Raw genomic sequence first — 13,569 nt, 5'->3', positions numbered from 1 at the left:
GCTGCTCACCGCAGTCGAAAATGAGAAGCTTCCGTCGACCGGGACGGCTGATTTACTCTACTCTCTCGACGCTGGTCTCAGTGAGATACGATCGAGCGGACCGCGGAACGACCTTCGTGTCGGTAACTTCGAAATCAGCAGTGTCGACGATCTCGGCAGCGGATTTCCCGACGCGGAGTTCGTAGGGGCCTTCCTCGACGGCGAGATTCATATTGAGATCATAGTAGGCGAGTTGCGTCGCGTCGAAGGTGAACGTGACACGCTTGGTCTCGCCGGGTTCGAGATGGACGCGTTCGAAGCCGAGCAGTTCCTGGACGGGACGGGCCTGGCTCGGGTTCTCGGCGTGCTGGTAGAGCTGGACGACGTCGTCACCAGCCCGCTCGCCCGCGTTCGTGACCGTGACGCTCGCGGTTAGCGTGCCCATCGGGGCGACCGTCTCGGCCTCGAGTTCCAGCTCGCCGTACTCGAAGTCGGTGTAGGAGAGCCCGTAGCCAAAGGAGTACAGCGGCTCGCCGTCCATGTAGACGTGCTCCTCGTTGGCCGAGTTGGGCTTGCGGCTGTAGTAGACCGGCTGCTGGCCGACGGATTTCGGGATCGACACCGGCAGATGCCCGCTCGGATTGTACTCGCCGAAGAGTACGTCCGCGATGGCGGTGCCGCCTTCCTGACCCGGCAGCCAGGCGTGTAGCATGGCCGGGACAGTCTCGGCGATCTCCGGGATCGCGTGGGGTTTGCCGCTCACCTGGACGACGACCAGTGGCGTGTCGGTCTCGGCGAGACGGTCGATCAGTTCCGCCTGGACACCCGGTAGCTCGAGGTCGGTGACGTCGCAGTTCTCGCCGCTGGTCGGGACGTCAGGCAGTTCGGACGGGTTCTCACGATCCGCGAAGTCGATGTCCGAGCGTGCGCCGACACAGGCGACGGCGACGTCGGCGTTTTCGACGGCATCGGCGGCCGCGTCGAACCCCTCGGTCGAGGGGCCGGTCGTGGTGGCTCCTTCGACGTACTCGACGTCGAAGCCGGCGGTCTCGGCCCGGGCTTCCAGCGCGTCCCGCGGCGTGACACACTCGAAGTCACCGTCTGCCTCGCTATCGAATCGGGCGGCGTGGGTGTAATCGCCGACCTGGCCCCGGCCGGCGTCGGCCTGCGGCCCGACGAGCGCGACCGAGTCAAGTTCCGCGGGCGAGAGCGGCAGGAGATCGTCGTTTTCGAGCAAGGTCATCGACTCGCGTGCGGCCCGGGCGGCGAGTTCGGTCTGCTCGTCGGTGCCGAACGGCTCGGACGCAGCCTCCGGGTCGACGAACGGATCGTCGAAGACGCCGGACTCGATCTTCGCCCGAAGCACTCGACGGACAGCGGTGTCGACCGTCGCCTCGCTCAACTCGCCGTCCTCGACGGCCTTGAGGAGGTTCTCGCCGTAGCAGTCGGTCGCCGGGAGTTCGATATCGAGGCCTGCCTCCAGTGCGGCAACGCCGGCCTCGCGCTGGGAGTCGGCGATCCCGTGCTCGGTCTTGAGCAAGTCGACGCTGAAGTAGTCCGCGACGACGTGGCCATCGAAGCCCCACTCGCCACGGAGGACGTCCGTCAGCAGCCACTCGGAACTCGCACACGGGACGCCGTCGATGTCGTGATACGCGTTCATCACGGCCCTGGCGTCGGCCTCCCGGATCGCGACCTCGAAGGGGTAGAGATGTACCTCTCTCAATTCGCGCTCGCCGATCTGGACCGACGAGCGGTTCTTGCCGCCTTCACCGCTTCCGTGGGCCGCGAAGTGCTTCAGCGTCGCGTCGATCCCGTCGCCGTCGTTCTGGAGCCCCGAGACGTAGGCGGCACCCAACGCACCGACGAGTTGCGGGTCCTCGCCGTAGGTCTCCTCGACGCGGCCCCACCGCATGTCCCGGGAGACGTCGAGCACCGGCGAGAGCGCCTGGACCGCGCCGACTGCCGCAAGTCGTTTGCGGATCGAGTCCGTGATCGATTCGACGAGCGCCGGCGACCACGTACTCGCCAGCCCGATCGACTGCGGGAAAATGGTTCCGCCAGGACCCCGGTAGCCGGTCAGACACTCCTCGTGTTCGATGGCGGGGATACCCAGCCGCGTCTCCTCGACGAGATACTCCTGGAAGGTGTTGATCATCTCGGCCGCGTCTTCGGGATCGAGCAGTCCCTGACTGGCGATCTGGGTCAGGTGGCCGATCCCGTTTCCGAGATACTCCTCGACCACGTCATCGTCGATCTCACCGTCGTCGTCGATCATTTCCTTCTCGGGGATCACGCCGATCTGCTTCGGGGGAATCCCGCTCAGCTGGCCGGCTTTCTCCTCGAGCGTCATCTCCGCGAGTATCGCGTCGATCCGGCGTTCCGTCGGTGCCGTCGAGTCCTGAATGATATCGGAGTCAGTCATGGAGAGTACCGTCCCTTCGTGCTCGGGTAGCACCATTCAACGTTTCGGAACGTACATACCCACAATCACAAGCAGAACACAGAAATCGAATCGATCGTCGAGGCGACGCCAGTCCGGTACGAAGCGGTCGAACAGGCCGCTACTCCCGGTAGCCCCAGCCGTCGGCGCTCCAGCCGCCGTCGGCGTGGAGAACTTCGCCAGTGACGAAGTGGTCGTCACGGGCAAGGAAGAGGATGTTCTCGGCCATCTCCTCGGGCGTCCCGTAGCGACCGACCGGCGTCCGTCGGCGGATGTCCTCGTTGGAGTAGTCGGCGGAGTCCTGGGTCTGTTCCGTGATGTCAGTGTAGATGTAGCCGGGAGCCAGCGCGTTCACGTAGATGTCGTCGGCTGCCCATTCGACGGCAAGCGTCCGCGTGAGGTTGATGACCCCGCCCTTGGCCGCGCAGTACGGCGAGCGCTTCTGGAGCCCCATCTCGCCCATCATCGACGCCATGTTGACGATCGAACCGCCATCCTCCTGTTCGAGCATCTGTCGGCCCGCGATCTGGCTGCCGATGAACACGCCAGTCAGGTTGACGTCGATGACCCACCGCCAGTCATCGATGTCCATCTCCTCGGCGGGGGCGATCTTGGTCACGCCAGCATTGTTAACCATCACGTCGAGACTGCCGTATTCCTCGACAGTGGCGTCGACGGCGACCTGGACATCCTCCTTCGAGGAGACGTCGGTTTCGACGTACTTGGCCTCGCCGTCGTTGTCGGCCTCGTTGATGGCCTCGTGGGTCGGTGTGCCGCCAGTCTGGGGGTCCGGCTGGATGTCCGCGTTCGTGACGTTCGCGCCAGCTTCCCCGAAGCGTTTCGCGATCGCGCGTCCAAGCCCCGAGGACGCGCCGGTAACGATAACTGCCTTGTCTTCAAATTGATCTGTCATTGTTTTCCTCGTCTAATCGCAATCCAGTTACTCACTTCAAGCCGTCGATACAGCCTCCCTGCTGGCATTTCGCCCGTCCCGAGAGCCGTCGTTCGATGACGGGACCGACGGCCACAACGAAAGAAAGAATTGTCCACGTTCGAAAGTCGCGGTCATGGATACAGCACTGATGCTCCCGCCGCGTCCCGACGAGCGCTGGACCTTCGCCAAGCAACTCGGCGTCGACACCGCCGTCGTGCGCTTCTGGGGCGTCGAGGGCGAGTGGTGGGACTACGACACGCTGATGCAGACGACCAGCCGCTTCGAGGACCACGGCTTCGACCTCGATGTCGTCGAGGACCGCCCGCCGATGGAGAAAACGGTGCTGGGCAAGGAGGGCCGCGACGAGGAGATCGAGGCCGTCAAGCAGCTGCTGCGGAACATGGGCCGGCTCGACATCGACGTCTACAGCTGGGTCTGGACGGAGCTCCCGCTCGGGGTCATCCGGACCTCGGACTCACTGCCCGGCCGCGGCGGCTCCAAGCGGATCGGCTACGATCACAAGTGGATGGAGCAGGCCGCGGATCACCCCGAAGCTGACATCACGGAAGAAGAACTCTGGGACAACTTGGCGTACTTCCTCGACGAAGTCGTTCCAGTCGCCGAGGAGGCCGGCGTCAAGATGGCGCTGCACCCGGACGACCCGCCGCTGTCGCCGGTCCGTGGCGTCCCACGGATCGTCACCTCACTCGAGGACTACGAGCGCATTCTGGACCTCTATGACAGCCCGAACCACGGCGTCAACTTCTGTCAGGGCAACTTCGGGGCGATGGAAGTCGACACCGAGGAGGCGATCGAGGCGCTCGCCGAGAAGATCCACTTCGTCCACTTCCGGGACGTCGAGGGGACGCCCGACTCCTTCGCCGAGACCTGGCACGACGACGGGCCGACGGACATGCTCTCGACCATGCAGACCTACGCCGACGTCGGCTTTGATGGGCCGGTCCGGCCGGATCACGTCCCGCGAATGGTCGGCGAGGAGGACCGCGAGGAGACGATGGCCGGCTACACCGACATGGGCCGGCTGTTCGCCGTCGGCTACATGAAGGGGCTGCTCGAAGCCGTCGAGGAATAGGCGAGAATCTCGTAACTACTTACTGCCGGCGGGTCCGACGTCTCGACATGGCGTTCCTTGAGGACGACTACTTACTGGAGACCGACGCGGCGCTCGACCTGTACGACCACATCGCCGACCGACCGATCGTGGATCCGCACAACCACATCGATCTGGACGAGATCCTCGCGAATGAAACGTGGGACGATATCTGGGACGTCGAGGGGGCGACCGACCACTACGTCTGGCAACTCATGCGCAAGCGCGGCGTCCCGGAAGAGAAAATCACCGGCGACGCGTCCAACCGCGAGAAGTGGAACGCCCTGGCCGAGACGCTGCCGATGATGGCCGGCAACCCGACCTACGAGTGGCTCCACCTCGACCTCAAGCGCCGTTTTGGCATCGACAAGGAAGTCACCCCGGAGACCGCCGACGAAATCTGGGAAGAGACGAAGGCCCAACTCCAGACTGACGACATGCGCCCGCAGGCAGTCCTCCGGGAGATGGATGTCGAAATCATCTGCTCGACCGACGATCCGACCTCCCAATTGGAAGCCCACGAACGCTTCGCCGAGGAGGTCGACGGCGTCGAACTCCACCCCACGTTCCGGCCCGACCGGGGGATGAAGATCGACAACGCCGAGTGGTCGACCTTCGTCGAGGAACTCGACGCCGTCACCGAGGCCGACGTTTCCACCTTCGATGGCTTCCTCTCGGCGTTCGAAGAGCAACACCACTACTTCCGCGAACACGGCTGCAAGGCGTGTGACATCGGGACTGGCACGAACCCCCACTCCAAACCCGTCAGTCGGGAGCGAGCGGCGGAGATCTACGACGCGGCCCGGCGGGGTGAGAATCTCGACCCGGCAGCCGTCGAGGATTTTTGGGCGTTCATGCTCGAGTTCATCGGCGAGTTGAACGCCGAGGCAGGGTGGGTCACCCAACTCCACGTCGGGGCCGTCCGGGACTACCGCGAATCGCTGTTCGACGAGGTCGGCATCAACGCCGGCGGCGACGTCGCGACCCAGGACGTCGACATCGTCGAGGACATCGACTACTTTCTCGATGCCTTCGACGGCGAGATGGAGATCGTCCTCTACACGCTCGATCCGACCCACTACCCGAGCGCGACCGTCGTTGCGCGGGCCTACCCGAACCTCTCGATCGGGCCGGCGTGGTGGTTCCACGACTCGCCGATGGGTATCGAGGAACAACTCGAAGAAGTCGCCTCGATCGACCTGCTCGCCAACCACGCCGGGATGGTCAGTGACTCCCGAAAGGTGGTCTCGTATGACTCTCGGTTCGAGGTGTTCCGGCGCTCGCTGGCGAACGTCGTCGGGCGGATGGTCGACCGCGGCCAGCTGTCGATGGCACGCGGGAAGGACCTCGTGGATCACCTGGCGTACGACCGGCCGAAGGAACTGTACGGGTTCTGAGACGCGCTGATATTCCTACCGGGGAAACAGCTGCACGGACGGCAAATTCCCAATATACAGTCCGAATGGTCTCATTGAACGCGTCGGTAACAGGCTGCCAGCCACAGCCGTCCTGAGTTGATCTATAGCATCGATTCAACCGAAGAATTATCGGTCCTGTCTGATAATCTCATTTCCGTGAACCCTCCAACCAGGCGTCGTTTCTTGGCACTCAGTACTGGTTCTATCGGGGCCCTCACCGGGTGTTCGTTGCCCACTGGCGGCCCTCCTGACGTCACGCTTGGTGGCGTCTCCCTGGTGAACACGACGTCAACAGCGGTCGCGTTCGATGTGATCGTCGAATCCGATGGCGAGAGGGTATACTGGGAATCACACGAGATCGGGCCAGCACCGGACAACGGTCAAACGAACACTGAAACCATCGTGCCCGATCTCCCCGAGAAGTCCGAGACCATCGTCGTTCACAGTCGTGTAGACGGCCAACGGAGAACAATCGACCTTGGAAGAGACGACTTCGATGGTGAGTGTGTCCTTCCATCGTTCATCTGGCAGAAATCCGAAGACGTGTTCGGAACGACAGTGAACCTCGTTGCAGATCTTTCCGATCCACCCGAAGCAATCAGCTGTCAGAGTTGATTCGGACGGTACTCACTCGGCTTTGTCGTGATCAAAAGCGCACTGAAGCAGGCGTTTCGCGGCAGTGCGACAGGAAGCGACCCCTCACTTATGATCCATGTATACTAATCAAGCGCACTGTAGGCCAACCGTCGTGCTGTCAGTGAATCACTGACTGACGGCAGTCCTCAGGGAACGCGACCCTGTTCGTCCTCGATCTCCGCGAAGTCGTAGAAGTACCCCGTGATGACGTCGCGCCACTTCTCGGCCTGGTGGACCTGCTCGTCGAAGCGCGTCGCGACGTGCTCGAAGCGCCGGTCGTCGATCTTGCCTTCGAGGGAGAGCCACAAGTCACGGAGGCGCTCGGCCTCTTCGACGCCGTCGTAGAAGTTGTCGTAGAGGCGCTGGATCACTGTGGTGCCGTCCTCGAGTTCGTGATCCCACGGGAGGTGATGGAAGAACAGGAGGTACTTCTCGGGACAGGTCTCGACGTCCTCGAAGCGCGAGGCGACGGGCTCGCGGAACTGCTGTGCGTAGCCGCTACCGGTCGAAGTCCGGTCGTAGCCGATGCCCTCCTCGCTCGCGCAGTGATAGCCCGGCCACTCCTCGGGGGCGGGGTCGTAGTGGTTCTCGAGGTACTCCTGGCCGTTGTGCATCATGTGGATCAGGCCGAGCCCGCCGGTCTCGTAGTCGACGCAGGCCTCCCAGGAGTCCAGCAGGATCTCCCGGATGGTGTCGATGACTTCCTCGTCGGCTCCGAAGGTCTGGGTGATCCACTCGTCGGTGATCGTCTCCGCGTCGAGGTCGGGATCCCAGATCAGCCGCCCGAAGGCGTAGAGGTTCGATTGCATGAGGTAGTGGCCCGTCCAGGTACGATCCTCGCCGATCGACGTGACGCCGACGACGCCCTCGCCGTCGCCCCGGAAGAAGTCCTGGACGCGGGACCCCTCCCGGTCGGCGTGGGTGTCGAACTCGAGAATCTCCTTCCACATCGGGAGGTGGGAGGTCGCGTGGACGCCCTGGCCGGTGTACTCGCCGGTGATCTGGAGTTCCAGCCCGAGGTCGGTTTCGGGCATTGCGCCGAACAACGTCGAGACGGGCTCGCGTGGCTGGAAGTCGATCGGGCCGTTCTTGACCTGGACGGTGACGTTCTCGGCGAAGTCGCCGTCCAGCGGTTCGAAGGTGTCGTAGGCCTGGATGGCGCGGTCCTCGTGGGAGCCGTAGACGAACGCCCGCCACCAGACGCGCCCGCCGTGGGGTTCCAGAGCCTGCGCGAGGGCGTTGGCCCCTTCGACGTGATCGCGGTCGTAGTTGTAGGGGCCGTCCTGGCCCTCGGAGTCGGCCTTGACGAGGAACCCGCCGAAGTCGGGGATGAGGTCGTAGATCTCGTCTGCTTTCTGCCGCCACCACTCACGAACGTCCTCGTCAAGGGGGTCGAAGGTGTCGAGGTCGCCGATGCGCTTGGGCGCGCCGAAGTTCACCGAGAGGTAGATTTGAATGCCATAGCGCCGGAAGACGGACGCGAGGCTGGTGAGGTCTTCAAGTCGCCGGGATTCCAGCAGTCGCCAGCCGTCGAACGCCTGGGAGGCTTCGTTGGTGCTGCCCCGGGGATAATACTCCGTGTTGACGTTGTTGAGGACGACACCGTTGATGCCGAGCGACGCGAGCAGGCGGGCGTAGTCCTCATAACGGTCCCGGAGATCGGGGAGGCGGTCGAAGTCGAAGATCGACTCGCCGGCGTAGCCGCGTTCGACCGTCCGGCGGAACGGGCAGTCCCAGTGGTTGATCACCCGGTTGGCGTAGGCCGGCTCCTCCCGGACGTCGATTTCGTCGATGGCCTCGCCCATGTTCAGCAATCGAAGGAGGTGGAAGGTTCCGTAGACCAGGCCCTGATCGGCCCCGCTCGTGACGACCAGGCAGTCCTGGCCCTCGTACTCGACGGATCGGATCAGGTAGCCGTCGTCGTCGAGGTCGTCGACCGCCCCGTCGGGGATCGATTCTTTGATCACTTCCATGTCGCCGGGCGTCCCGATTGCGAGAAAGCCATCGACCGTCTCCGGGCGGTGCTGCCAGAGGTGGACGTCCTCGCCGAGCAGCCCGGGGATCGCCTCCCGGAGTTCGTCCCGGACGGCGCTGCACTCGGGGGATTCCTCGGCGACGTAGGCGTGTTTGAGACGGCGGCGATACGACTCGCGTTGGTCCTCACTGACGCGGTCGTATCGGAGCCAGCAGTCGTCGTATTGGGTCCGCGGCATATGCTCCGGCAATCACCGCCCGGCCACAAAACTGTACTGATCGGGGGAGTGCGCGGCGGTGGGGGCGGGCGACGGTATCCCTGGCGGTGACGGCCGCGGGCCTTTTTCAGCCAGAGTCCGTAGTCACTGCGAAGATGGCCGATCGGCTGTTGGTGGACGCGATGCTCGGGAAACTCGCGACGCACCTCCGGATGTGCGGGTACGACGCCGCCTACGCACTCGATCGCGGCGTCGAGGCCGACGACCGACTGCTCGCGATCGCCGCGGAGGAAGGGCGCGTCCTGCTCACCCGGGACCGACAGCTCGCGATGCGAGCGGCCGAGAGTCTGGCGCTCGAAGCGCATGGGATTCGCGACCAATTGCGCGAACTACAGGCGGCAGGATACAACCTCACGCTCGCCGCGCCGCCGGTGCGATGCGGGACGTGCAACGGTCACCTCGATGCGGTCACGGCCGACGAACCGACGCCGGCGTCGGTCCCCAGCCCGGACGCCGAGTCGGTCTGGCAGTGTCGGGACTGTGGCCAGTACTTCTGGCAGGGCAGCCACTGGGACGACGTCGCCCAGACGCTCGCCGAGTTGTGAGTGGCTACGCGAGACAGACTACTGGGACAGATCGAATCCAGAAGGCTGTAATACCGTGTGGGCGAATCACCGTCGATGACGCTCTCCGATGAGGCCCTACAGCGCCTGGCTGACGTAGTCGCCCTCCAGCCGACGAAAAATGCCGAACTCCAGGGGGAGTGGGACTTAGAGAGCGGCAGCGAGGTCCACCAGGTGCTCGAATCCGACCTCGGTGAGTACTATTATCGCGACGAAGACAGCCTGATCCGTGCGACGCCGGAAGCGGCCGAACTCGTCGAGCGCGAGGGGCTGGTCGAGGGAGGAAACGACGACTTGACAGTCCACGTCTCGGCGTTACAGTGCCGTGTGCTGGAGGTGATCGCCGGCCCCGAAGCGGAACCCCAGAGCGTCGTCTCGGTATTGCAGGACGTTCGTGAGACCGGGGAAGATCCGTCAGTCGACGACGTCCGAAGCGCACTCGGCAGCCTGACCGACAAGGGGATTCTCGAACGCGTTCGCACGACAGTCCCGACCTATCGACTGGCCGTCGAACGTGACGAACTCACGGTCGAAAAGCGCGAGTGAAATCCCTGCTACGTTTCTGACTTACTTCATGCCGGGGCGCTGACGCCGACGCCGCCGTGCCAGCAGTCGCTTGATCGTCGCACCTGGCCCACCCTCGATCGGCCATCCCTTCGTCCGCCAGACTGGCGGTTCGGGTTCAAAGTCACCGCACGAACCGCGACACTCCGCGGCAGTCTGCCGTCGGTCCTTGGCGGCACAGAACGGGGTCGGTCCGGGCTCTTCCCAACTCAGCTCGAAGTGTCGACAGTCGGGCCGCATCGACTCGACGTAACTTCGCCACCCGCGTTCGTAGGCGCGTTCGGCGATCTCTCGGCGTTTTTGTGCCTTCCACTCCGGGTCGACGTACTCGAAACGCGCAGCCGAGGCGTCGTGGTCGCCACCCGAGGGGCGGTCGAGAATCCGGACGCCAGGTTTCGACGGGTCGAGCGTCCGGGGGTTCCAGGCGACATCGGCATCGCCAGCCGATGGATCGACGACCAGGATGCCGGCCTCGACCGGGACGTTCTCGAGTAACGCGGGTTCGATCCGCTCGCCCGTCTCGGCCGTGGCGACCCACACTTCGTCGGCCAGTCCCATCGCGACGTCGCGTTCGATCTGGGGGGCGAGGTGGCGCGCCGCACTCGCGTCGAGATCCGGCTTGTTCTCGATCGCGATCACGCGCTCGACCCATGACGGATACACGGACTTCCGGCGGATCTCGATCTTCCCGCCGTTCTTTCGGACGTCCAAAATGTCGCGGTCGGCCGCACGATGGATCGCCTCCCGGACGTACCGCCAGGGATAGCCGGGATCGGGGAGTGCATCGCGGTAGTAGGTCCACTCGGCGGGCGCATGCGGGATGACGTCGAGTAGATCCGAGTCGAGGGCGCGTTCGCCGAACTCGGCACGCTGACGGAGGCCGTCAGGATCACATTCGAAGACGATCGTGTCCCAGCGGCGGCGTTTCGTGCCGAGTTGCCGGGCGACGAGAATCGGGTTCTCACGGTCGCCGCCCGGCGGCCAGGCGCGCTCGGCCCACTGACAGACCCGCAGTTCGAAGTCGAACTCGGCGTGATAGTCCTGGCCGCTCACGGATCGAGCGAGGAACGGCGTTGTCGAAGGCGTTTCGATGCCCACTGGACAAGAGAGGTCCCAAGTCACGCAACCTGTCGGCGTTTATAAATGTAGAGTCCGCCGATCAGGTACGGGCCGACCAACAGGACCGTCGTGAACAGCACGGACATGAAGTACGTGATCGGGTTCGGTTGCCAGTCGGTTCTCGCGTTGACGCGTTTGGCATCGTGATACACAGCCAACGCCAGTGGCGGACCCAACCCCAGCAACACGAGTGGCGCCGTGACGTCCAGGCCACCGATCCCGAAGCCGACCAGCGCCAAAAATCCCCCACTGACACAGAACATGACGATCGGGAACCAGAGCCGGGACGATGAATCCGGCGGGAGATACTCGTAGCGCTTCCGGAGGTACGGCAGGACGACGAGCGCCGAAAGGGCAAGTCCGCCGGCGGCATAGAGGATTGGAAACGGATACCAGTCGAGTTCGGCTGCATGGAGTTTGCTGGCGTCGGCGTACAACCCGACCGCGGCGATCATGTGATACAGCACGCCGTACAGCGGCAAGGCGATCAACAGCCAGCCACTGATCGAGGCGATCGGTTCGGGAAACACGGACGTGTTGATCGTGCCGAATCCACTCGCCGCCGTGGAGGTCATCGAAACGTAGCTGAAAATGCCACCGGCGGCGATCGTCAGCACCCACAGCAGGAAAAACCCGTATTCGAGCACCCGACACCACCGATCAGACAGTTCGTCCCCCTCCCCCGTCATACAGATCGAATTTCATTAATGGCTGATAAAACTATCGGATTTTCGGATGGGAGGTCACTCGAATCGAAGAGAGAACGACGCTGAACCGCGCGTCCTGTCGAGAAATACAATGGCGGATCCGAAAACGAACGCGCCCCAGCACAACGTATTTGATTGGACGAGTGAAGCTATCAATATGAACGACAAGCAGCGATTGATTGTCGGGTTCAGTGGGATGGCGCTCGGGAACACCCTGCTGGCTGTCAGCTCCTGGCTACGGGCGGACTCAATCATCTTGACCGCCGGTCAACTCGTGGTCGCCCTCAGCATGGTCATGTTGGCAGCCGGGTATCTGTTTGATTTCAGCCAGTACGAGCCGCCCAACGACAACCGAATGTGGGAATTGTTCCCAACAACTGTCGTCCTCCTCGGGACCACCATTACGGCCATGGGTGCTGTCCTCGTCATCCTGGCGCTGATCAACTGATCGGTCGATCTCGGCCCTATTCCACCAACCGCTTGCATTCATCGTCGGGGACCCAAGCGCGATTGACTCACAGAGAGACACAAATCCCGAGGACGAACCCGCTGTCGTCCTCGCCCGGCGGGACGGTTCCGGCGGACAGAGCCAGACCGCCACAGTTTTGTCAACTGACGTGATTTTCCGGAATATGGTCCCTGACGACCGAGATGCCGTCCACCGGGAGTTGCGATCGATCAAACGATGGCTCGTCGTCGTTGCGATCCTGCTGGCCGGCGTGACCCTGGGCACGCTGTCCGATCTCAATGCAGCACCCACGTGGCTGGGCGCACCGCTGCTGGTGACCGTCTTCGGGACGCTGTTGGGCGGCCCGGTCTATCTCATCGTGTCGTTGTTCCGGGAGCCACCAGATACTGAAGTGTCCCCCTGATCGGGGGCGGGTTGGGCTGTCCTCATCAGTGCAGTCGCCGCAAAGAAGTCGTGAACGGCTCCCCTGCAATCACGAGCAGTCCGACAGCGAGTTGCCGTAAATAGCATATCGTTGTTCATAAAACCCTACCAGTCGACCGAAGAGGTATGCCCTCCGATATCGAAGTGCTTGCCCGACACGTCCGTGGAGTCAAGCGCTGGCTCGCCATCATCGCGACACTCTTGGCTGCCATCGTGCTACAGGTGGATGCAATGTTTTATGAGTTCACTCTGGACCCGACGCCGGCGTTGCTACTGTTGGTGATTATGCTCGTCGGCCTGGGCTATGTCGCGATCTCGTTGCTGCTCGAACCGTTCCGTCGCCTTGAGAGCGAAGTGGACGACGATCCCACCAAGGATGATGCCGATGAGATCGAGAGCCGGCAGCTACCGACGCGACGTCGCTCGCGGACGAGGTCGCCCCGCTTCCGGGGGTGACGCCGGCCGCTTCAGACGTCTTTCTCGTCGATGAAGTCGTGGGCCTCCTCGAAGATCTCCCGGGGGCCATCCTGGGTGATGGTGTTTTTCGCCTGTTCGTAGTCGCGCCACTGGTGGTCGTGGTGCTCCGTGGAGAGTTCGGCACTCGCCTCGAAGGATTTGGCGATGAACAGGTGAACGGTCTTGTGAATGGTGTTGCCGTTCGCCTCGAACACGTAGTCGTACTCCTCACGGAAGCCGTCGATGAGCCGGAAGTCGTCGATTCCGGCCTCCTCTTTCACTTCGCGGATGGCGGTTTGCTGGAGTTCCTCCTCGCCCTCGACGCCGCCTTTGGGAAACTCCCAGTCCCCCGGGCGGCTCTTGAGCAGCAGGTACTCCCGCTGGCCACGCGTATCGCGAAAGAGGATGGCTCCCGCGCTCGTGGCCTCGATCATTACCGACATCTAGTCATGCGGAACTTAAGAGCATATCGAAGCCAGGAACCGACAGACGCAA

The 13,569-nt window shown here is 63.3% G+C and carries 14 protein-coding genes; 8 read left to right on the top strand and 6 right to left on the bottom strand.

Annotated elements, in window-relative coordinates; translation table 11 throughout:
- Positions 1-52 precede the first annotated feature (52 nt).
- Both SVXhr_RS03825 and SVXhr_RS03820 read right to left on the bottom strand, forming a co-directional pair.
- On the bottom strand, positions 53-2,404 hold the full coding sequence (locus SVXhr_RS03825) for a glycoside hydrolase family 3 N-terminal domain-containing protein (RefSeq protein WP_275739607.1): 2,352 nt from the start codon (positions 2,402-2,404) through the stop codon (positions 53-55).
- A 139-nt stretch (positions 2,405-2,543) separates the two neighbouring features.
- On the bottom strand, positions 2,544-3,335 hold the full coding sequence (locus tag SVXhr_RS03820; protein WP_275739605.1) for an SDR family NAD(P)-dependent oxidoreductase: 792 nt from the start codon (positions 3,333-3,335) through the stop codon (positions 2,544-2,546).
- A 154-nt stretch (positions 3,336-3,489) separates the two neighbouring features.
- On the opposite strand from SVXhr_RS03820, the gene SVXhr_RS03815 reads away from it, so the two are divergent.
- From SVXhr_RS03815 to SVXhr_RS03805, 3 genes are all read left to right on the top strand, one after another.
- Positions 3,490-4,449: a mannonate dehydratase gene (locus SVXhr_RS03815; protein WP_275739603.1), complete on the top strand. Its 960-nt coding sequence runs from the start codon at positions 3,490-3,492 to the stop codon at positions 4,447-4,449.
- Between the two features lie 47 nt (positions 4,450-4,496).
- Positions 4,497-5,864, top strand: coding sequence for a glucuronate isomerase (gene uxaC / locus SVXhr_RS03810; protein WP_275739601.1), 1,368 nt, complete (start codon positions 4,497-4,499; stop codon positions 5,862-5,864).
- 177 nt (positions 5,865-6,041) lie between these two features.
- Entirely contained in the window at positions 6,042-6,500 is a 459-nt protein-coding gene (locus tag SVXhr_RS03805) for a hypothetical protein (RefSeq protein WP_275739599.1), read from the top strand.
- A gap of 167 nt (positions 6,501-6,667) precedes the next feature.
- Here SVXhr_RS03805 and SVXhr_RS03800 read toward each other — a convergent pair whose 3' ends face one another.
- Entirely contained in the window at positions 6,668-8,734 is a 2,067-nt protein-coding gene (locus SVXhr_RS03800) for an alpha-glucuronidase family glycosyl hydrolase (protein WP_275739597.1), read from the bottom strand.
- Positions 8,735-8,868: 134 nt separating this feature from the next.
- Here SVXhr_RS03800 and SVXhr_RS03795 point away from each other — a divergent pair, with 134 nt between their 5' ends.
- On the top strand, positions 8,869-9,318 hold the full coding sequence (locus tag SVXhr_RS03795) for a Mut7-C RNAse domain-containing protein (protein ID WP_275739595.1): 450 nt from the start codon (positions 8,869-8,871) through the stop codon (positions 9,316-9,318).
- A 75-nt stretch (positions 9,319-9,393) separates the two neighbouring features.
- Positions 9,394-9,882 carry a DUF5797 family protein gene (locus SVXhr_RS03790; RefSeq protein WP_015788633.1) on the top strand — a complete coding sequence of 163 codons (489 nt, stop codon included), beginning with the start codon at positions 9,394-9,396 and terminating at the stop codon, positions 9,880-9,882.
- 21 nt (positions 9,883-9,903) lie between these two features.
- Here the strand turns inward: SVXhr_RS03790 and SVXhr_RS03785 are convergent, their stop codons facing one another.
- Both SVXhr_RS03785 and SVXhr_RS03780 read right to left on the bottom strand, forming a co-directional pair.
- Positions 9,904-10,953, bottom strand: a complete 1,050-nt coding sequence (locus SVXhr_RS03785; RefSeq protein ID WP_275739593.1) for a DUF5787 family protein — start codon at positions 10,951-10,953, stop codon at positions 9,904-9,906.
- A gap of 65 nt (positions 10,954-11,018) precedes the next feature.
- A complete protein-coding gene (locus tag SVXhr_RS03780) occupies positions 11,019-11,708 on the bottom strand; it encodes a hypothetical protein (protein ID WP_275739592.1) in 690 nt (229 codons plus the stop codon).
- 175 nt (positions 11,709-11,883) lie between these two features.
- Between SVXhr_RS03780 and SVXhr_RS03775 the strand changes: the two genes are divergently transcribed.
- From SVXhr_RS03775 to SVXhr_RS03765, 3 genes are all read left to right on the top strand, one after another.
- On the top strand, positions 11,884-12,174 hold the full coding sequence (locus tag SVXhr_RS03775; RefSeq protein ID WP_275739590.1) for a hypothetical protein: 291 nt from the start codon (positions 11,884-11,886) through the stop codon (positions 12,172-12,174).
- Positions 12,175-12,358: 184 nt separating this feature from the next.
- Positions 12,359-12,598, top strand: a complete 240-nt coding sequence (locus tag SVXhr_RS03770; protein WP_275739588.1) for a hypothetical protein — start codon at positions 12,359-12,361, stop codon at positions 12,596-12,598.
- Between the two features lie 146 nt (positions 12,599-12,744).
- Positions 12,745-13,074: a hypothetical protein gene (locus SVXhr_RS03765; RefSeq protein ID WP_275739586.1), complete on the top strand. Its 330-nt coding sequence runs from the start codon at positions 12,745-12,747 to the stop codon at positions 13,072-13,074.
- Between the two features lie 11 nt (positions 13,075-13,085).
- Here the strand turns inward: SVXhr_RS03765 and SVXhr_RS03760 are convergent, their stop codons facing one another.
- Positions 13,086-13,508, bottom strand: coding sequence for an NUDIX domain-containing protein (locus SVXhr_RS03760; protein WP_008527220.1), 423 nt, complete (start codon positions 13,506-13,508; stop codon positions 13,086-13,088).
- Positions 13,509-13,569 lie beyond the last annotated feature (61 nt).

It is taken from the genome of Halorhabdus sp. SVX81 (assembly GCF_029207715.1).
GTDB lineage: Archaea > Halobacteriota > Halobacteria > Halobacteriales > Haloarculaceae > Halorhabdus.
This window is presented reverse-complemented; position numbering and strand designations above follow the sequence as displayed.

What these genes read in the sequence shown, in the direction of transcription:
- SVXhr_RS03825 (WP_275739607.1), bottom strand. Translation starts at nt 2,404, where the DNA reads ATGACTGACTCCGATATCATTCAGGACTCGACGGCACCGACGGAACGC.
- SVXhr_RS03820 (WP_275739605.1), bottom strand. Translation starts at nt 3,335, where the DNA reads ATGACAGATCAATTTGAAGACAAGGCAGTTATCGTTACCGGCGCGTCC.
- SVXhr_RS03815 (WP_275739603.1), top strand. Translation starts at nt 3,490, where the DNA reads ATGGATACAGCACTGATGCTCCCGCCGCGTCCCGACGAGCGCTGGACC.
- uxaC (WP_275739601.1), top strand. Translation starts at nt 4,497, where the DNA reads ATGGCGTTCCTTGAGGACGACTACTTACTGGAGACCGACGCGGCGCTC.
- SVXhr_RS03800 (WP_275739597.1), bottom strand. Translation starts at nt 8,734, where the DNA reads ATGCCGCGGACCCAATACGACGACTGCTGGCTCCGATACGACCGCGTC.
- SVXhr_RS03795 (WP_275739595.1), top strand. Translation starts at nt 8,869, where the DNA reads ATGGCCGATCGGCTGTTGGTGGACGCGATGCTCGGGAAACTCGCGACG.
- SVXhr_RS03790 (WP_015788633.1), top strand. Translation starts at nt 9,394, where the DNA reads ATGACGCTCTCCGATGAGGCCCTACAGCGCCTGGCTGACGTAGTCGCC.
- SVXhr_RS03780 (WP_275739592.1), bottom strand. Translation starts at nt 11,708, where the DNA reads ATGACGGGGGAGGGGGACGAACTGTCTGATCGGTGGTGTCGGGTGCTC.
- SVXhr_RS03775 (WP_275739590.1), top strand. Translation starts at nt 11,884, where the DNA reads ATGAACGACAAGCAGCGATTGATTGTCGGGTTCAGTGGGATGGCGCTC.
- SVXhr_RS03770 (WP_275739588.1), top strand. Translation starts at nt 12,359, where the DNA reads ATGGTCCCTGACGACCGAGATGCCGTCCACCGGGAGTTGCGATCGATC.
- SVXhr_RS03765 (WP_275739586.1), top strand. Translation starts at nt 12,745, where the DNA reads ATGCCCTCCGATATCGAAGTGCTTGCCCGACACGTCCGTGGAGTCAAG.
- SVXhr_RS03760 (WP_008527220.1), bottom strand. Translation starts at nt 13,508, where the DNA reads ATGATCGAGGCCACGAGCGCGGGAGCCATCCTCTTTCGCGATACGCGT.